Below are 18,489 nucleotides of genomic sequence, written 5' to 3' on the forward strand. Positions count from 1 at the left end.
ATAAAGTGTCTGAACCGAACGCCGTTGTAAAAGTTGGAAATATTGTATTTTCAAATGAAGCGCCTTTTTCATTGATTGCGGGACCATGTCAGATGGAAAGCAGAGATCATGCTTTTGAAATGGCAGGTCGGATTAAGCAAATTACGGATCACGTTGGTATTGGGTTTGTTTATAAATCCAGTTACGATAAAGCCAATAGAACATCCTTAAGTGCGGCACGTGGTATTGGTTTTGAAAAAGCAATGGCTATTTTTTCTGATCTGAAGAAGGAATTTGGTTGTCCGGTATTGACTGATGTACATACAGAAGAGCAATGCACGGTTGTCGCTTCTACGGTAGATATTTTACAAATACCCGCTTTTTTATGTCGTCAAACAGATCTTTTGATAGCAGCCGCTAAAACGGGGCGTATTATCAATATTAAAAAAGGTCAGTTTTTAGCTCCGTGGGATATGAAGAATGTTTTAAGAAAGGTTACGCAAAGCGGTAATCCGAATGTTATGCTTTGTGAACGGGGCACTTCATTTGGTTATAACCGACTTATTTCTGATATGCGTTCATTACCCATTTTGCGTTCAATGGGGGCTCCTGTTATTTTTGATGCAACCCATTCTGTTCAGGAACCAGGGGGGCAAGGTGATTCATCTGGTGGACAGCGTCAATTTGTTGAAGTTTTGGCGCGTGCAGCTGTTTCTATTGGGGTGGCGGGTATTTTTTTAGAAACGCATCAAGATCCAGATAATGCGCCTTCTGATGGACCTAATATGATTAAAATTGATGATTTACAAAGACTCCTTGAGACTTTAGTGGAATTTGATTATCTGTCAAAAAAAGTGAATCGAATAGAGAGGAATCCACCATTATGGCATTTAAAATGAAACAAGACTTTTATTGGACAAGGAAACGCACATGACAATCATTGTCGATATTATTGGACGTGAAGTGCTTGATAGCCGAGGGAATCCAACGGTAGAAGTTGATGTTCATTTGGAGAATGGAGTTTTTGGACGTGCTCTAGTCCCCTCAGGGGCGTCGACTGGGGCGCATGAAGCTATCGAGCTTCGTGATGGTGGTATGCGCTATCACGGGAAGGGCGTTGAGAAAGCGGTTGCTGCAGTCAATGGTGAAATTCTTGAAGAACTTGGTGGGCGAGATGCAAGAGATCAGATAGCCATTGATCAAGCTATGATTGCCTTGGATGGAACAGCAAACAAAGCACGTCTTGGTGCTAATGCACTTCTCGGTGTTTCATTGGCTGTAGCAAGAGCAGCAGCGAAATCATTATCTTTGCCTTTGTATCGTTATATTGGTGGTACACAAGCACATGTTCTTCCAATCCCAATGATGAATATTATAAATGGTGGTGTTCATGCTGATAACCCTATTGATTTTCAAGAATTTATGATTATTCCTGTTGGTGCATCTACGCTAAAAGAGGCGGTCCGTTATGGTGCGGAAGTTTTTCATACATTGAAAAAACGTTTAAAAGATGCAGGACATAATACCAATGTTGGTGATGAAGGTGGTTTTGCACCTCAATTTAAAAGTGCAGAGCAGGTAATTGATTTTATTATGGAATCTATAATTTCGTGTGGGTATAGACCAGGGGAACAAATTGCTCTTGGTTTAGATTGTGCTTCAACAGAATTTTATAAAAATGGTTCCTATTTTTATAAAGGTGAGGGTAAATGTCGTGATGTTCAGGAACAGGTAGATTATTTAGCACAACTTGTTGAAACTTATCCGATTATTACGATTGAGGATGGAATGGCTGAGGATGATTGGGAAGGTTGGAAGTTACTTACTCATTCAATTGGTCAAAAATGTCAGCTTGTTGGCGATGATTTGTTTGTCACGAATTCAGCGCGTTTGCGTGATGGTATCAAAATGGGAGCGGCCAATTCTATTCTTATTAAAGTAAATCAGATTGGTACGTTGAGTGAGACGCTGGATGCTGTAGAAACAGCGCATAAAGCAGGTTATCGCGCCATTATATCACATCGTTCAGGTGAAACAGAGGATTCTTTCATTGCAGATCTTGCTGTTGCAACGAATTGTGGGCAAATTAAAACAGGTTCGCTTGCACGTTCAGATAGATTAGCAAAATATAATCAACTCATTCGTATTGAAGAAATGCTAGGAAAGCAGGCATGTTATGCGGGTCATTTGCAACGTTGAGAGTTGAGGGCAAGATTTGGGAATATGATATCATTTGGATTATGAAATTTAACTTTTTTATCAAGGGCTTATAAGTAATAATTTTATAGGTGTTAAAAGATGAGGGGTATAATTATTAGTCAGGATCAAGCAACTTATCTTGTCTCGGGTGATGATGGTAAGCGGTATCAGTTTGCAACTTGGGATTGGTTAGGGAAAAATCCACCAAGGGTGGGTGATGCAATTGATTTTGTGTGTGACGGAGATACTGTCAATTCTGTTTTTCCATTGTTGCAACAAGATTCAGATCCTTCAAAACCAATGTTAGCACTCATTTGTTGGTTTACTGGTATATTTGGTGTTCACCGTTTTATGGTTGGTAAAGTGAGAACAGGTGCTTTAATGCTTATTCTGTCTTTAACCATTGCTGGAGTGGTGATTACGGGAATTTGGGCAATTATTGACTTTATCGTTATTGCTGCTGGAAAGTTTGCTGACAAAGATGGGAAGCAAATTACACGTTGGTAAGAGTTTTCTATACAAATAAAAATGAAAAGTTGAATGATATCATTTGCTTTTGTTGTGGTATATAATAAAAAACTGCTCTGACATGTATATTAAGTATTAATTCTTCATAAGAATTATGGACAGTCGAATAAAAACATTGAAAAAGGCTATATTATTTATATGACCTAAAGTGGAACACAAATTGGTTAAGGTGTTCTCTGTGTTGCTGCTTACAGCGGTGGTAAGTTTGTATTGGGGGATTTTAAGCCATTCAATTATTATGTTTATCACGGTGCGTATGGATTATATTCGCGCTGTGAGGCTTATCAACATATTATCAAGTGAGCAAAAATTTCTTTATAAATAATATATGAGTAACAATTTTAGAGGTGGTAAAGATGAAAGGTAAAAATTATTGGTCAGGCTCAAGGGGCTTATCTCGTTTCGGGTGATGATGGTAAGCGTTATCAGTTCGATACTTCGGATTGGTTAGGAAAAAAGCCACCTAAAGTGGGTGAAACCGTTGATTTTGTATGTGAAGGGGATACTATTAAATCAGTTGTCCCTCTTTTGGTGCTACAACCGTCAGAACGATCACAAGTGGTTGCAGCGGTTGTTTGTTGGTTTTTTGGTTTATTGGGAATTCACCGATTTATAGTTGGCAAGATTGGAACGGGTATTTAAATGCTTGTTCTATCTATCTCCATTATTGGGTTGCCTGTGACTTGGATTTGGCAAGTGATTGATCTTATGTTTATTTTAACAGGAAAATTTACTGACAAAAATGGCTATAGAGTCATAAATTAGTAAATGTAGAATATTATGATATGACAAAAGCTAATATGGCGTAGCTTTATTGTTGCAGTGGTATTTTAATCAAATTTTTTGCATGTATGGATTTGGTAATGGGCTATTAATGAAAATCATACATAGTTAGGCAAAATATTAAGAGGATTATGCTCTAAAGACTGTGCTATTTTATGTGGACAAAACAGAAACGCAGATCAATCAAAATGCGCTTTGTACTCCCGCTTATGACAGTGGGAGTTTTAAGCTATTTCAGTTATCATATTTATCATGGTGAATACGGTCTGTATTCGCGCAGTGAAGTTAATCAACAGATTGTGGAATTAGAAGAGGAACTTCATAGAGTGGAATCTGAGCGGATATCTATTGAAAAGCGTATTTCACTTTTACGCAGCGGGCATATTGAAAGAGATATGTTGGATGAGTATATCCGGAAGAATTTAAATTTTTCCAAGCCAAATGAACTGACAATCCTAACCCCTTGTAAATGATGTTAAAAGTTAATGAGAGGTTCCGTGATTTCAGAAAATATTTTAAGACAACTGTCTGTGACAATGTTTGAGCTGATCTGATAATGCTTGTAACTTTTGTTCGTAAAGGTTATTCCTAAATAATCATAAAAGGGAGTTTAGTATGGCAGAAAAGTCTAAAAAAGGTTCTGCATCGGTGGTGCATACTGCATTATCAAACACCACAAAGAGAGCACCAAGAGCGCATTTTACCAAAGAAGAAGAAATTGATGCTTATCGTGAGATGCTTTTAATTCGTCGCTTTGAAGAAAAGGCGGGTCAGCTTTATGGTATGGGGCTTATCGGCGGATTTTGTCATCTCTATATTGGGCAGGAAGCTGTTGTTATTGGAACATTGAAAGCAGCAAAAGAAGGTGATCAGGTTATCACTTCTTACCGTGATCATGGACATATGTTGGCGGTTGGTATGAGTCCACGTGGTGTCATGGCAGAGTTAACGGGGCGTCGAGGGGGCTTTTCCAAGGGGAAAGGAGGCTCGATGCATATGTTTTCTAAAGAAAAGAATTTTTATGGTGGGCATGGTATTGTTGGTGCACAGGTTCCGATTGGCTCTGGTTTAGCATTTTCGAATCAATATCTTGGTAAGGATAATGTGACATTGGTGTATTTTGGTGATGGTGCTGCCAATCAGGGGCAGGTTTACGAAAGTTTTAATATGGCTTCGCTTTGGAAGCTTCCCGTTATTTATGTTATTGAAAATAATCAATATGCTATGGGAACATCCGTTGCGCGTGCTTCGGCAGAGACTGATTTTTCTCGTCGTGGTCTTTCTTTTGAAATTCCAGGCATTGTTGTTGATGGTATGGATGTTCGAGCAGTAAAAGGAGCTGCTGATGAAGCAGTTTCTTGGGCGCGTTCGGGAAAAGGACCGATTATTCTTGATATGCAGACCTATCGCTATCGTGGACACTCTATGTCTGATCCAGCGAAATATCGCTCCAAGGAGGAGGTCCAAAAAGTAAAGGAAGAGCAAGATCCAATTGATCAGGTAAAGAGTCGGATTCTTAAACAAGGTTGGGCGAGCGAAGACGATTTAAAGTCTATTGATAAAGAGGTGCGTGCGATTGTTGCAGATGCAGCAGAGTTCGCGCAAAGTGATCAAGAGCCAGATGCTTCTGAGCTCTATACTGATGTTTTAGTTTGATGTGAAGGAAGCGAGTATGTCTATTGATATTTTGATGCCTGCGCTTTCACCAACGATGGAAGAAGGTAAGTTATCTAAATGGCTCAAGAAAGAGGGCGATAGAGTGAGCTCTGGTGATGTTATTGCTGAAATTGAAACGGATAAGGCAATGATGGAAGTAGAGGCTGTTGATGAAGGCACTCTTGGTAAAATTTGTGTGTCTGAAGGATCTGAAGGTGTAAAGGTTAACACTGTTATTGCAGTATTGTTAGAAGAAGGTGAAAGTGCTGATGATCTTTCACAAACTGCTAATTCCTTAAATTTACATCACAAATCGGAAGCAGAATCTCTCTCTCTTTCTTCAGCTGTTCCAGTCTCTCCTGTTTTAAAAAGCAGCTCTGATTTTGATATTCCAGTGGGGACACAAATGGTTACTATGACGGTACGTGAAGCACTTAATCAGGCTATGGCTGAAGAAATGCGCCGTGATGAGATGGTTTTCCTGTTGGGGGAAGAAGTAGCGCAATATCAGGGTGCTTATAAAGTAAGCCAAGGCTTATTAGAAGAATTTGGTGCACGCCGTGTTATTGATACACCAATTACGGAACATGGTTTTGCAGGATTAGCTGTTGGAGCTGCTTTTGGAGGATTACGTCCTATTGTTGAGTTTATGACATTTAATTTTGCTATGCAGGCAATTGATCAAATCATCAACTCTGCTGCGAAAACACGTTATATGTCTGGTGGACAAATGACTGCTCCTATGGTTTTTCGTGGTCCCAATGGTGCGGCTGCGCGTGTTGGTGCACAGCATTCTCAGTGCTATGCCGCATGGTACAGTCATGTGCCAGGTCTGAAAGTTGTCATGCCTTATAGTGCTGCAGATGCAAAAGGTTTGCTGAAAGCTGCTATTCGTGATGACAATCCTGTTATTTTCCTTGAGAACGAGATTTTATATGGTCATCAATTTGATGTTCCTCAGATGGACGATTTTATTTTACCTATTGGTAAAGCACGTATCCATAAACTTGGACAAGATGTCACGATTGTTGCATGTGGGATTGGAATGCATTATGCCGTTCAAGCATTGCCAGAAATTGAAAAGCTTGGTATTGATGTTGAATTGATTGATTTACGGACCATTCGTCCGATGGATCTTCCAACAATTGTTGCTTCAGTTAAGAAAACAGGACGTTTGGTAACAATTGAAGAGGGGTATCCTCAGTCATCTGTTGGAACTGAAATAGCGACACGTGTTATGCAGCAAGCTTTTGATTATCTTGATGCGCCAGTTGCTACAATTTCTGGAAAAGACGTTCCGATGCCTTATGCTGCTAATCTTGAAAAATTGGCTTTGCCCAATATTGCTGAAATTGTTGAAGCCGTTAAGGCTGTGACTTATAGAGCATAACGGAGGAGAGCACTATGCCTATTAAAATTACAATGCCTGCGCTTTCCCCAACGATGGAAGAAGGGAATTTATCAAAATGGAATGTTACGGTAGGGGATAAAGTTTCCTCTGGTGATGTTATTGCTGAAATTGAGACAGACAAGGCAACAATGGAAGTAGAGGCTGTTGATGAGGGAACAGTTGCTAAGATCGTTGTACCTGCTGGAACGCAAGGCGTTAAAGTTAATAGCTTAATTGTTATTTTAGCTGAAGAAGGCGAAGATTTAACAGAGGCTGCAAAGATTGCAGAGGAAGCTTCTTCCTCTTTTGCAATTAAAGAATTAACAGATGCCAAACAGATAAATTCAAAGACAGAACAGATGTCTGATGTGTCATCAGTACAGAAAGAAATACAGCAAGATAAAAAAGATATACGTCTTTTTGCTTCTCCCTTAGCGCGGCGATTGGCAGCGCAAGTTGGTCTTGATTTATCACTTGTTTCTGGGAGTGGTCCTCATGGGCGCATTATCAAGCGTGATGTAGAAAAAGCCGTGAGTGGTGGTGTTTTAACCGCTTCTTGTTCATCACAAAGTGAACAGCTCGTAGCTATAGGTGCTTCTGACAAACAGATATTGAGTCTTTTCAAAGAAGAAGAATATACATTTACACCCCATAATAATATGCGAAAAACAATCGCTAAACGTTTGGTGGAATCAAAGCAAAGAGTTCCGCATTTTTATGTGACGCTCGATTGTGAACTCGATGCGTTATTGGAGCTTCGTACACAATTGAATGCTGCTGCAAAAATGGTTAAGATGCAGGAAGGATCTAAGCCTGTTTATAAGCTTTCCGTGAATGATATGATTATTAAAGCTGTGGCACTTGCTTTGAAGGCAGTTCCCGATGCTAATGTATCTTGGCTTGAAGATGGAATACTTCGTCACAAACATTGTGATGTTGGGGTAGCTGTTTCTGTTGCAAATGGGTTAATTACTCCCATTATTCGCCATGCAGAGGAGAAATCTTTATCGGTTATTTCTCATGAGATGAAGGATTTTGCAAAGCGTGCACGTGAGCGCAAGTTAAAAATGGAAGAATATCAGGGGGGAACGACAACTGTCTCAAATATGGGAATGTATGGTGTAAAAAGTTTTTCTGCTATTCTTAATCCGCCGCATGCAACGATTTTTGCGATTGGTGCAGGCGAACAACGTGCTGTTGTTAAAAATGGTGCATTGGTTATTGCGACAGTCATGTCGGTTACACTTTCTGCTGATCATCGTGCTATTGATGGTGCGTTAGCAGCAGAACTTGCACAGACTTTTAAGAAGATGATTGAAAATCCATTAGCAATGCTCATTTGAGCTATTTAAAAGCTCTTTATGAAATAATGTGTGGGTATAGTGTTTAATATGATGAAAGCAGACTTAAAGAGTTTGAAGGGCAATGTTATTACACTTTCTAAGTTGGTAGAAGTCATTTATGTGAAGCTTTAAAATGAAAGAAAAAAGAAAGTTTTGTTGTATTACTTTTGGCTTTTCAGTTTAAAGGGGGCATTTTGTGTATATCCATGGAGGAATTACTGTGGTGAATCTTTATGATGTAATTGTGATTGGATCGGGTCCTGGTGGATATGTAACGGCAATTCGTGCGGCGCAATGTGGCTTCAAGACTGCGATTGTTGAACGTGAACATCTCGGTGGGATTTGCTTAAATTGGGGATGTATTCCAACAAAGGCGCTTTTGCGTTCAGCAGAAATGAAGCATTTTTCTGAACATGCGAAAGACTATGGTTTAAAGCTTAATGGTTCAATTGAAGCGAACATCAAAGATGTTGTAGCCCGTTCCCGCGGGGTTTCAGCGCGTTTAAATGCTGGTGTTGGTTTCTTAATGAAAAAAAATAAAATCGACATTATTTGGGGGGAAGCAAAGCTTACGAAGGGGGCGAAAGGAAGTCAACCTGCGGAAATTATGGTTTCTTCATCATCCAAGCCGATTATGCAACCGCAAAATCCAGTACCTAAAGGAACATTAGGAGAGGGGATTTATCAAGCAAAGCATGTCATTATTGCAACTGGTGCGCGTCCTCGTGTCCTTCCTGGTATTGAGCCAGATGGAAAGCGCATTTGGACTTATTTTGAAGCAATGATTCCACAAACGATGCCGAAGTCACTTTTGGTCATGGGGTCTGGGGCAATTGGCATTGAATTTGCTTCTTTTTATCATGATATGGGAGCGAAGGTCACGGTTATTGAAATGATGCCTCACATTATGCCCGCTGAAGATATTGAAATTTCAATCTTTGCGCGTAAACAGTTAGAGAAAAAAGGCCTTCGCATTCTTACGCAAGCAAAAGTAGCCAAGGTTGAAAAAGCTTCTGACTCTCTTACTGCACATATTGAAGTGAATGGTAAAACAGAAACAATAACAGCTGATCGGCTGATCTCGGCTGTTGGGGTTCAGGGTAATGTTGAGAATCTTGGATTAGAAGCATTGGGTATAAAAACCGATCGTGGGTGCATTGTAACCGATGAATGGAGTTGGACGGGGGTAGAGGGTATTTATGCTATTGGTGATGTAGCTGGTCCGCCTATGTTAGCACATAAAGCAGAAGAAGAGGGCGTGATATGCATTGAACATCTTGCGGGTTTTGAGAATACGCATTCGCTTGATAAGAGAAAAATTCCAGGGTGCACATATTGCACGCCACAAGTTGCCTCTGTAGGCTTTTCGGAAGCAGCTGCAAAAGAAGCAGGCTATGATATACGTATTGGTCGCTATTCTTTTTCCGCAAACGGCAAAGCTATTGCTTTGGGTGAAGATCAGGGATTAGTGAAAACTATTTTTGATAAAAAAACCGGACAGCTTCTTGGCGCACATATGGTAGGGGCAGAAGTAACAGAATTGATTCAAGGTTTTGTCATTGCCATGAATCTTGAAACAACCGAAAAAGAATTGATGCATACTGTTTTTCCACATCCGACATTATCGGAAATGATGAAAGAAAGTGTATTGGATGCTTATGGTCAAGTTTTAAATGCTTGATGGCTGGAGTGTATGAAAAATTTTGTCTTTAATTTTTCATTGTCATTCCATATTGATAGGGCAAAGGCTTAAATGGTTACGGTTGTTGATAGAGTTACGAATAGACGCTTGCGTCATCCTGAAAAAGCGCACCGTCCGGATACAAGCATTCAAAAAAAACCGGATTGGATTCGTGTAAAAGCACCAACATCACAGATATATAAAGAAACGCATGGTATTGTGCGTGCTCATAAATTAGTAACCGTATGTGAAGAAGCAGGTTGCCCAAATGTTGGCGAGTGTTGGAGTCAGCGGCATGCTAGTTTCATGATTTTAGGTGAAATATGCACGCGGGCTTGTGCATTTTGCAATGTTGCAACAGGGATTCCGCTTGCTGTTGATGATAATGAGCCAGAGCGTGTAGCAGATGCGGTAGCACAGATGGGACTCAAACATGTTGTCATTACATCAGTTGATCGTGATGATCTTGCTGATGGTGGTGCTGAGCATTTTGCAAAAGTTATTTATGCTATTCGTCGAAAAGCTCAAAAGACAACAATTGAAGTCCTTACCCCTGATTTTCGCCATAAGGATGGAGCTTTAGAAATTGTTGTTGCTGCCAAACCTGATGTTTTTAATCATAATTTAGAGACAGTTCCTTCTAAATATTTAAAGGTTCGTCCAGGAGCGCGTTATTTTCATTCGATTCGGTTATTACAACGCGTTAAAGAACTTGATCCAACAATCTTCACAAAATCAGGAATTATGGTTGGTCTTGGGGAAGAACGAAATGAAATTCTTCAATTGATGGATGATTTGCGCACTGCTGATGTTGACTTTATGACAATTGGACAATATTTGCAGCCTACACGAAAGCATCATCCGGTTATTCGTTTTGTGCCTCCTGAAGAATTTGAGTCTTTTGCTAAAATTGGTAAAGTGAAAGGTTTTTTACATATGGCTTCCAATCCTCTGACGCGTTCATCTCATCATGCTGGTGATGATTTCGCAATTTTGCAAAAAGCGCGTGATGAAAAATTTGCCTTACAGAGATAGTTATGCCAACTTTTACAACACATCGGCAGATTGCCCATAGTGCCAGTGAAATGTTTGATCTTGTTGCAGATGTTGAACATTATCCTGAATTTTTACCAATGTGTGAAGGGTTAATTGTACGTTCTCGTAAGGAATATGAAGAAAAAACATTAATTCTTGCTGATATGATAGTTGGTTATAAAGTTATCCGAGAAATTTTTACGACCCAAGTGTTTCTTCAGCCAAAGAAAAATCTCATAGAGGTGAAATATATTGATGGTCCATTTAAATATCTTGAAAATCGTTGGGCTTTTCATGATATTGAGAAGAGTAATGCATGTCGTGTAGATTTTTTTATTGATTATGAATTTAAAAGCAAAATGCTTGGATTAGTCATGGGATCAATGTTTGATATTGCTGTTCGTAAATTTACCGATGCTTTTGAAATGCGCGCACACCGAATCTATGGACCTCCAATAACATAATTTATTCAGTTTATTTTTGTATGATACGTATCAGATATCATGAGCTGTAATTGTAGTAACATAAAACTAGAAATCAGATGTGAAGAATATCACTGAAGAGCATTCAAGATCATGTTCAAAGCATTTTCAACAGTTGCATAGCGGATAGCATTACGATCGAGATTTCCAAAGTGCTTTTCTGTGTGCAAGGTTTTATGGTTTTGGTACGCAACTGCGAAATGCACAAGTCCTACGGGTTTATCGAGATATGCTCCTCCCGGTCCAGCAATTCCTGTTACAGAAACTGCAATTCCAGCGTGTGAATATTTTAATCCACCCTCAGCCATTGCAAGAGCGACTTCTTTTGAAACAGCACCATAGCTTTTTATAAGTTCAGCACATACGCCAACAAGGCGCGTTTTAGATTCATTTGAATAAACAACAAATCCACAATCGAATACATCTGACGATCCTGCAATACTGGTGAGATTTGCAGCAATGAGCCCTCCTGTACAAGATTCAACAGTTGATAAAAGCAAACCTTTTTGGCGACAAGCTGTAAGGACTTCACATGCTTGCTTTTCACAAAAATATGTCATTTTGGAATTTCTCCTGGATAAAGGACGCTAGCTGTTGCAAAGGCTGCAATGCCTTCACCACGACCAATAAATCCGAGTTTTTCATTTGTTGTGGCTTTGATGGAAATTCGATCAGATGAAATTGTCAGTATCCTCATAAGATTTTCTATCATTGTATGACGATAGAGGCCGATTTTAGGTTCTTCAGCGATCAGTGTAATATCAATATTGGCAATACGTCCACCTGCTTGTTTAACAATATCAAGAGCATGGCGTAGAAAAATTTCTGAAGATGCACTTTTCCATTTGGGATCAGAGGGAGGAAAATGTGTACCTATATCTCCTGCCCCTTGAGTAGCAAGAAGAGCATCTGTGAGTGCATGAAGAGCGACATCAGCATCGGAGTGTCCATTTAATTTTTTATGAAAAGGAATTTCTATACCACATAATGTAAGAGAATCTCCTTCCTCGAAAGAGTGAACATCATAACCATTGCCAGTGCGCAGATCAGGAAATATTTGCATTTTTTTCTGGAGATATAAATGTGCAGTGTCAAAATCTTCGTACCATGTAATTTTCATATTGTTAGGATCTCCAAGGATGGTCCGCATAGGAATTCCAGACCATTCTGCAATTGCAGAATCATCCGTGAATTCTTTTTTGCAAGCTTGCTTTGCTTTTTCATGGGCAGCTAAGATAGATTCAAAGGGAAAACACTGTGGAGTTTGTGCACTATAAAGATGGGTGCGTGGAATTGTTTCTAAAACATAGTGTTCGCTATTTACACGTTTGAGGGTATCAGGGATAGGGAGAACGGGAAGCACACCTTCTTGAAGATTGACAGTGCTGTGTATTTTGTCGAGGAGTTGGTTTGTGATAAAAGGGCGAGCACCATCATGAATATGGACATATTGGGGCTTAAATTCTTTAAGTGCATGAAGCCCACGTAAGGTGGATACTTGACGTGTATCACCTCCTTCAACGATGATGAGGTGTTCTTTAAATTCGATGATAGTTCGCTCACAGATTTTATGGTCTTCTGGATGAATAACGAGGATAATGATTGTAATGGCTGGGTGCTGTACAAAACAACGCACAGTATGACAAATAACAGGCTCTTGTCCTAGAAGCCGGTATTGTTTTGGAATTTTTTGTGGAGCCCCCGCTCTTTCACCGCGTCCCGCGGCTAATATGATTGCTGCAATAGAAATACTTAAATCTCCTTTTATATTATTTTTATTATTTTATGGTCATCAGTTTTAAATTGATTTTGCAATTTTGGTCTGTGTAGATCAGCAAGAGATATCATTGATAATACATCAAAAAAAGCATTTAATGCTTTTTGAAGTGCAATATTTAAACCACAAAAATCTATCTATGGGCAATTAGGTTCTGCAGTATCAAAACATTCTGCCATGGAAAAGTTGTCTTCTGTTACTTTTACAACATCAGCCACCGAAATCTCTGTTGCGGGTTTGGCTAATTTAATTCCACCATTGCGCCCACGTACTGTTTGTATGAAACCTGCTTCAACGAGTGGTTGAAGAATTTTAAATAGAAAAAACTCAGAAACAGCATATGCTTTGGCAATGTCTGGAATACGACTTAAAGATCCTTGATTATTTGCACAGTACATGAGCATTCGGAGCGCATAATTTGTCTGTTTTGTTAACCGCATCTCATCTCCTCTGTAAACTATCACTGAATACACTTTATTTTAAAGATATTTTGAAAATGTAGAAGTTCTTTCCTCATTTACTAATACTAAATTTGTTTTATTTTAAATGTGGCATTGGTATTGTCAACTTTTGTCACAAGAGGTTATATGAGAGTGATGGGATAGGATAATGTAAGCTAATCATGAATACAACATCAGTGACGAAGCTCCAAGATATAAATCAAAACACCTCTAATGATGAATTGTATCGCTTAAGCAAGATGTATATCTTTTTGGGTATTACAATTATTGTGTTGGCTTTGCTAACAGCATCTGTTTCGTTTATTATTCTTATTGGATTAACCCCTGTTATTCCCAGTAGAGCTGTAACCCTGATACTTATAGGGATTAATAGTGTTTGGGTTTTGGGGCTTGTGATCATTGTTTTTTATGAGATGATCCCCATCATTCGTGCGTGGCGCTCAAGGCGAGCAGGTTCTCGCCTTCATGTGCGTCTTATTTCGTTATTTGCACTTGTTGCAACTATGCCGGCTGTTGCAGTTGCTCTTGTATCAGGGCCTGCATTGAATTTAGGACTTGATCGATGGTTTGATACAACAACACGGCAGATTGTAGGTTCTTCTATCAATTTAGCCAATGCCTATGCGGATGAAATGTTGCAAAATTTAAAAAATTTATCCTATGCTATGGCATTTGCACTTGATAACAAAAGGCTTTTAGAGCGTAGCGTCGCTGAATATAGGATACAATTGACGCGTCACGCTAAAGGGCGCAATCTGCGTGGTGCATTTTTGTTAAGTTCTAGCGGAACTGTTTTTATATCGAGTGATCTTGGTGATGAGGATAAATTGCCGATTCCTCCTTCCCATCTTATTGAACGTGCAACCAGCGCAAGACCTTTTTCTTTTCAACCCGGGGTTCATGATTATTTTGGTATTATTTTAAAATTTACGAATATTCCAAACACATTTTTGTATTTGGTACGTGACGTTGATAAAGAAGTTTTGTCTGCTTTGCGTTTAACGGAAGTCAATACAGATCGTTATCGTGATTTAAATGAAAATCGTTTGCTGACGCAAATCGCATTTGGCATGCTTTATTTATGTCTTTTCTTTAGTTTGTTCTTATCAGCTATTTGGACTGGTATCGCTGTTGCTGATCGTTTGGTACGCCCTATCCGTCTTCTCATTAGTGCTGCTGATGATGTTGCTTCTGGAAATATGGAAATTTTTGTACCCGTACGCGCAAAAGATGGGGATATTGGGCAGTTATCGAAAACTTTTAATTATATGGTGAGTGAACTGAAAAGTCGGCGCAATGAGCTGATTGCAGTTCGCGATCAAATTGATGAGAGACGGCGTTTTTCTGAAGCGGTTTTGTCTGGTGTAACAGCGGGTGTGGCGGGCATTGATGATAATGGTGATATTACAATTATCAATCGATCTATTGAGACAATGTTTGATATCCGCTCTGAGCAAGTTATTGGGCACAGTCTTTTATCATTAAGTGCTGAAATTTGGCAGGTTTTTCAGTTTGCACGTTCGCTAGATCGTAAGAATCATCGTGAGCAGGTAACTTTAAGTATTGCAGGACAAGAGCGTGTTTGGAATGTGCAAATTACGATGGAAGAAGATGATGGACAGGGGCAATCGTGGGTTTTGACAATTGATGATATTACAGACCTTGTTGCAGCACAACGTACTTCAGCGTGGGCAGATATTGCACGCCGTATTGCACACGAGATTAAAAATCCGCTTACACCTATTCAGTTATCGGCTGAACGTATTCGTAAACGTTACAACAAAGTTATTACCCAAGATCGAGAGGTTTTTGAGCGATGTATTGATACGATTATTCGACAAGTTGGAGACATTGGGCGTATGGTTGATGAATTTTCTTCTTTTGCCCGTATGCCCAAACCGCAAATGAATGTTTTAGATATACGTGGATTGCTGCGTGAAGCATGTTTCTTGATAGAAGTGACAAGACATGATATTCATTTCGAGCAAGATTTAGGAAATGTCCCACTTGTAGGTGCATTTGATAATCGTCTCATTGTGCAAGCTTTCTGTAATGTTATCAAAAACGCCAGCGAATCTATAGATTCGGTCATGCGAGAGGAAAATATTCGCGGTCATATTCTTGTACGTTCTTATCGACAAAGAGGATGTGTGGTTGTAGATGTTATTGATAACGGTAAAGGGCTTCCTAAAGAGCAAAGGCAAAAAATATTAGAACCTTATATAACAACGCGGGAAAAGGGAACAGGGCTCGGGTTGGCTATTGTGCGTAAAGTTATTGAAGATCATGGTGCTTCTATGGAATTGCATGATGCACCGAAGAGTTTTTATGAGGGCCGTGGTGCGATGATCCGTTTGATATTTCCAGCAGATGGGATTAAGCAGGATAATGTTATAGAGGCTACAGGTCGTAAGATAGGGGAATAGAATGGTATCAGACATCTTAATTGTTGATGATGAAGCAGATATTCGTGAGCTTGTTTCTGGTATTTTGGATGATGAAGGTTATGAAACGCGTGTTGCCTGCAACTCTGACGAAGCCTTAGTACAAATTAGTGAGCGTATTCCAAAGCTTATTTTTTTAGATATTTGGTTACAAGGAAGCCGTCTTGATGGCTTGGCATTGCTTGATGAAATTAAAATGCGATATCCCGCTCTTCCAGTCGTTATGATCTCTGGTCATGGTAATATTGAGACAGCTGTTTCTGCTATAAAACGAGGGGCGTATGATTTTATTGAAAAACCTTTTAAAGCTGATCGACTTGTATTGGTTGCAGAACGAACTCTTGAAAACTCGAATTTAAAACGTGAGCTTTTAGAATTACGAAAGCGTTCAAGTGAGACATTGGAACTTCTCGGAAAATCAACTGCTATAAAACATTTGCACCAAATCATAGAAAAAGTAGCACCAACCAATAGTCGTGTCATGATTACAGGTCCGTCAGGTGCAGGGAAAGAGATGGTTGCACGTGCTATTCATGCACTTTCAACACGTTCGAATGGGCCATTTGTTACAATAAATGCCGCAACGATGACCCCAGAAAGAATGGAAATAGAATTATTTGGCAGCGAAATGGAGGGAGGGGAGCGCAAAATCGGCGCATTAGAGGAAGCTCATGGTGGAATATTATATCTTGACGAAATTGCAGATATGCCACGTGAGACTCAAGGTAAAATTCTTCGGGTATTGACAGGGCAGACATTTGAGAGGGTTGGCGGTACAAAACGTGTCAAGGTGGATGTTCGTATTATTTCCTCGACGGCACAAAATCTTGAAAATCTCATTTCTGATGGACGCTTTAGAGAGGATCTTTTTCACCGTCTTTCCGTTGTTCCTATTACTGTTCCACCACTGTCAGCGCGTCGTGAAGACATTCCGGAACTTGTGCGTCATTTTGTTAAAACAATATCGCAGCAGGTTGGTATTAAGCCCCGTGAAATCAGTGATGATGTGATAGCTATTTTGCAAACGCACGCTTGGCCAGGTAATGTCCGGCAATTGCGCAACAATATTGAGCGTCTTCTCATTCTTGTACGTGATGGTGATGGGCCGATAACAGCAGAGTTTCTCCCTAGTGAAGTGAGTGATTCTTTGCCACGCATTCAAGTGGATGCAGATGAGGGTATCATGGACTTACCGTTGCGTGAAGCACGAGAATTATTTGAAAAGAGGTATTTAATAGCGCAGATTGGGCGTCTGGGTGGAAATATATCACGTACAGCTGAATTTATAGGTATGGAGCGTTCAGCTTTGCACCGTAAGCTTAAAGCACTTGGAGTTTCTTAAGATTATGCGTGTTATTATTTGTGGTGCAGGACAGGTCGGTTATGGGATAGCAGAGCGTCTTGCCGCTGAAAATCACGATGTTACTGTTATTGATATTGAGACGAGATTAATTGAAAAAATCCGCGACACGTTGGATGTAAGAGGTTTTGTTGGTCACGGTTCACGACCTGAAGTTCTTTTAGCTGCCGATGCAGACAAAGCTGATATGTTGATTGCTGTCACTTTATTTGATGAAGTCAATATGGTCGCTTGCCAAGTAGCACACTCATTATTTAACATTCCAACAAAAATAGCACGTATTCGTTCACAATCTTATTTAGAACCACGTTATAAAACACTTTTTGCTAGAGAGAATATTCCCATTGACGTAGTTATTTCGCCTGAAGTTGAAGTTGGGGAAATGGTTTTACGTCGTATTGCGTTACCTGGTGCAATAGATGTTCTTTATTTTTGTAATGATGATGTTGTTGCGTTAGCTTTGGAATGTATGGAAGATTGTCCAGTTATTAATACACCTTTACGTCAATTAACGGAGCTTTTTCCAGATCTTCGCACGACCGTTACCGCTATTAAGCGTGGATCAGAATTATTAGTTGCGCACTCAGAAACACAGTTACGCGTTGGCGATGTGACCTATCTTGTTGTTGCTCGTGATCAGATGCGTCGGGCTGTTGGGCTTTTTGGTCATAAAGAACAAGATGCACACCGCATGATTATTGCAGGAGGTGGTCATATTGGTCTTTATGTTGCTCAGGCTATTGAAAAGCGCCTTCATAAACTAAGATTAAAGATTATAGAATCGCATAGAGAGAGAGCGTTAACAATTGCTGATCAACTCGAAAAAACGACTGTTTTATATGGTAATGTCTTAGATCCAGTGATTCTTCAAGAAGCTGGAATTGATCAGTCTGATTTAATGATTACATTGACCAATCAGGACCAAGTTAACCTCTTAAGTGCTATTATTGCTAAAAGATTGGGATGTAAAGCCAATATGGTCTTGATTAACAATGTTGCTTACCAAGAGTTTAGCCGTGCCGTTGGTGTGGATGCTTATCTTAATCCACATAGTGTTACTATATCGAGAATTTTGCAGCAAATGCGCCGTGGACGTATTCGTGCTGTTCATTCGGTTTTTAATGGGCAGGCAGAAATTATTGAGGCTGAAGTTATGCAAACATCTTCATTAGTTGGGAAGTCATTGTCAGAGCTCAATTTATCAGATGGTTTGAGAATTGGAGCAATTTATCGTAATAAAACAATCATACAGCTTTCGGCAGATACGCGTATTTTATCTGGTGATCGGATAGTCATTTTTGCTCTTTCTGAGTATGTTCGTGATGTTGAGCAGCTCTTCCGTGTCAGTTTAGAATATTTTTGATATATTAC

15 protein-coding genes and 2 pseudogenes are annotated in these 18,489 nt (G+C 39.6%); 14 read left to right on the forward strand and 3 right to left on the reverse strand.

Annotated features, from left to right (window positions below; all coding sequences use genetic code 11):
• Nucleotides 1–5: 5 nt before the first annotated feature.
• The 11 genes and pseudogenes from kdsA (at nt 6) to J7R12_RS04680 (ending at nt 11,058) form a co-directional block, all read left to right on the forward strand.
• A complete protein-coding gene (gene kdsA / locus J7R12_RS04630) occupies nt 6–878 on the forward strand; it encodes a 3-deoxy-8-phosphooctulonate synthase (protein ID WP_126603089.1) in 873 nt (290 codons plus the stop codon).
• Between the two features lie 31 nt (nt 879–909).
• A complete protein-coding gene (gene eno / locus J7R12_RS04635; RefSeq protein ID WP_126603091.1) occupies nt 910–2,178 on the forward strand; it encodes a phosphopyruvate hydratase in 1,269 nt (422 codons plus the stop codon).
• A 99-nt stretch (nt 2,179–2,277) separates the two neighbouring features.
• Nucleotides 2,278–2,685 carry a TM2 domain-containing protein gene (locus tag J7R12_RS04640; RefSeq protein WP_126603093.1) on the forward strand — a complete coding sequence of 136 codons (408 nt, stop codon included), beginning with the start codon at nt 2,278–2,280 and terminating at the stop codon, nt 2,683–2,685.
• Between the two features lie 390 nt (nt 2,686–3,075).
• Nucleotides 3,076–3,471 (forward strand): annotated as a pseudogene (locus J7R12_RS04645) (TM2 domain-containing protein).
• Between the two features lie 173 nt (nt 3,472–3,644).
• Nucleotides 3,645–3,962 (forward strand): FtsB family cell division protein, encoded by a 318-nt coding sequence (locus J7R12_RS04650; RefSeq protein WP_035008896.1) that lies wholly within the window; start codon nt 3,645–3,647, stop codon nt 3,960–3,962.
• A 142-nt stretch (nt 3,963–4,104) separates the two neighbouring features.
• Nucleotides 4,105–5,145: a pyruvate dehydrogenase (acetyl-transferring) E1 component subunit alpha gene (pdhA, locus tag J7R12_RS04655; RefSeq protein ID WP_126603095.1), complete on the forward strand. Its 1,041-nt coding sequence runs from the start codon at nt 4,105–4,107 to the stop codon at nt 5,143–5,145.
• 16 nt (nt 5,146–5,161) lie between these two features.
• Nucleotides 5,162–6,535, forward strand: coding sequence for a pyruvate dehydrogenase complex E1 component subunit beta (locus J7R12_RS04660; protein ID WP_126603097.1), 1,374 nt, complete (start codon nt 5,162–5,164; stop codon nt 6,533–6,535).
• 14 nt (nt 6,536–6,549) lie between these two features.
• The gene (locus J7R12_RS04665; protein WP_126603099.1) at nt 6,550–7,878 is read left to right on the forward strand and encodes a pyruvate dehydrogenase complex dihydrolipoamide acetyltransferase; all 1,329 of its coding nucleotides are present in this window, start codon (nt 6,550–6,552) and stop codon (nt 7,876–7,878) included.
• A 220-nt stretch (nt 7,879–8,098) separates the two neighbouring features.
• Nucleotides 8,099–9,559, forward strand: coding sequence for a dihydrolipoyl dehydrogenase (gene lpdA / locus J7R12_RS04670; protein ID WP_126604027.1), 1,461 nt, complete (start codon nt 8,099–8,101; stop codon nt 9,557–9,559).
• A 72-nt stretch (nt 9,560–9,631) separates the two neighbouring features.
• The gene (gene lipA / locus J7R12_RS04675; RefSeq protein ID WP_126603101.1) at nt 9,632–10,594 is read left to right on the forward strand and encodes a lipoyl synthase; all 963 of its coding nucleotides are present in this window, start codon (nt 9,632–9,634) and stop codon (nt 10,592–10,594) included.
• 2 nt (nt 10,595–10,596) lie between these two features.
• Nucleotides 10,597–11,058, forward strand: a complete 462-nt coding sequence (locus tag J7R12_RS04680) for a type II toxin-antitoxin system RatA family toxin (protein ID WP_126603103.1) — start codon at nt 10,597–10,599, stop codon at nt 11,056–11,058.
• Between the two features lie 89 nt (nt 11,059–11,147).
• Here J7R12_RS04680 and J7R12_RS04685 read toward each other — a convergent pair whose 3' ends face one another.
• From J7R12_RS04685 to rirA, 3 genes and pseudogenes are all read right to left on the reverse strand, one after another.
• Nucleotides 11,148–11,636 (reverse strand): CinA family protein, encoded by a 489-nt coding sequence (locus J7R12_RS04685; protein WP_126603105.1) that lies wholly within the window; start codon nt 11,634–11,636, stop codon nt 11,148–11,150.
• On the reverse strand, nt 11,633–12,826 hold the full coding sequence (locus tag J7R12_RS04690; RefSeq protein WP_197721530.1) for a bifunctional 2-C-methyl-D-erythritol 4-phosphate cytidylyltransferase/2-C-methyl-D-erythritol 2,4-cyclodiphosphate synthase: 1,194 nt from the start codon (nt 12,824–12,826) through the stop codon (nt 11,633–11,635). The genes J7R12_RS04685 and J7R12_RS04690 overlap by 4 nt, the downstream gene beginning before the upstream one ends.
• 14 nt (nt 12,827–12,840) lie before the next feature.
• A pseudogene (gene rirA, locus J7R12_RS04695) lies at nt 12,841–13,293 on the reverse strand (iron-responsive transcriptional regulator RirA).
• 182 nt (nt 13,294–13,475) lie between these two features.
• On the opposite strand from rirA, the gene J7R12_RS04700 reads away from it, so the two are divergent.
• Genes J7R12_RS04700 through trkA form a run of 3 tightly spaced genes read left to right on the forward strand, consistent with a single transcriptional unit; the run spans nt 13,476 to nt 18,481 of the window.
• Entirely contained in the window at nt 13,476–15,740 is a 2,265-nt protein-coding gene (locus J7R12_RS04700; RefSeq protein ID WP_126603109.1) for a sensor histidine kinase NtrY-like, read from the forward strand.
• 1 nt (nt 15,741) lies between these two features.
• Nucleotides 15,742–17,100: a nitrogen assimilation response regulator NtrX gene (gene ntrX / locus J7R12_RS04705; protein ID WP_126603111.1), complete on the forward strand. Its 1,359-nt coding sequence runs from the start codon at nt 15,742–15,744 to the stop codon at nt 17,098–17,100.
• A 4-nt stretch (nt 17,101–17,104) separates the two neighbouring features.
• Nucleotides 17,105–18,481 carry a Trk system potassium transporter TrkA gene (trkA, locus tag J7R12_RS04710; RefSeq protein ID WP_126603113.1) on the forward strand — a complete coding sequence of 459 codons (1,377 nt, stop codon included), beginning with the start codon at nt 17,105–17,107 and terminating at the stop codon, nt 18,479–18,481.
• Nucleotides 18,482–18,489: the final 8 nt, after the last annotated feature.

Source organism: Bartonella vinsonii subsp. vinsonii (assembly GCF_902825235.1).
Lineage (GTDB): Bacteria > Pseudomonadota > Alphaproteobacteria > Rhizobiales > Rhizobiaceae > Bartonella > Bartonella vinsonii.

Excerpts from the sequence above, each read along its gene's own strand:
- eno (WP_126603091.1), top strand. The coding sequence starts at position 910 with ATGACAATCATTGTCGATATTATTGGACGTGAAGTGCTTGATAGCCGA.
- J7R12_RS04640 (WP_126603093.1), top strand. The coding sequence starts at position 2,278 with ATGAGGGGTATAATTATTAGTCAGGATCAAGCAACTTATCTTGTCTCG.
- J7R12_RS04650 (WP_035008896.1), top strand. The coding sequence starts at position 3,645 with ATGTGGACAAAACAGAAACGCAGATCAATCAAAATGCGCTTTGTACTC.
- pdhA (WP_126603095.1), top strand. The coding sequence starts at position 4,105 with ATGGCAGAAAAGTCTAAAAAAGGTTCTGCATCGGTGGTGCATACTGCA.
- J7R12_RS04660 (WP_126603097.1), top strand. The coding sequence starts at position 5,162 with ATGTCTATTGATATTTTGATGCCTGCGCTTTCACCAACGATGGAAGAA.
- J7R12_RS04665 (WP_126603099.1), top strand. The coding sequence starts at position 6,550 with ATGCCTATTAAAATTACAATGCCTGCGCTTTCCCCAACGATGGAAGAA.
- lipA (WP_126603101.1), top strand. The coding sequence starts at position 9,632 with ATGGTTACGGTTGTTGATAGAGTTACGAATAGACGCTTGCGTCATCCT.
- J7R12_RS04680 (WP_126603103.1), top strand. The coding sequence starts at position 10,597 with ATGCCAACTTTTACAACACATCGGCAGATTGCCCATAGTGCCAGTGAA.
- J7R12_RS04685 (WP_126603105.1), bottom strand. The coding sequence starts at position 11,636 with ATGACATATTTTTGTGAAAAGCAAGCATGTGAAGTCCTTACAGCTTGT.
- J7R12_RS04700 (WP_126603109.1), top strand. The coding sequence starts at position 13,476 with ATGAATACAACATCAGTGACGAAGCTCCAAGATATAAATCAAAACACC.
- ntrX (WP_126603111.1), top strand. The coding sequence starts at position 15,742 with ATGGTATCAGACATCTTAATTGTTGATGATGAAGCAGATATTCGTGAG.
- trkA (WP_126603113.1), top strand. The coding sequence starts at position 17,105 with ATGCGTGTTATTATTTGTGGTGCAGGACAGGTCGGTTATGGGATAGCA.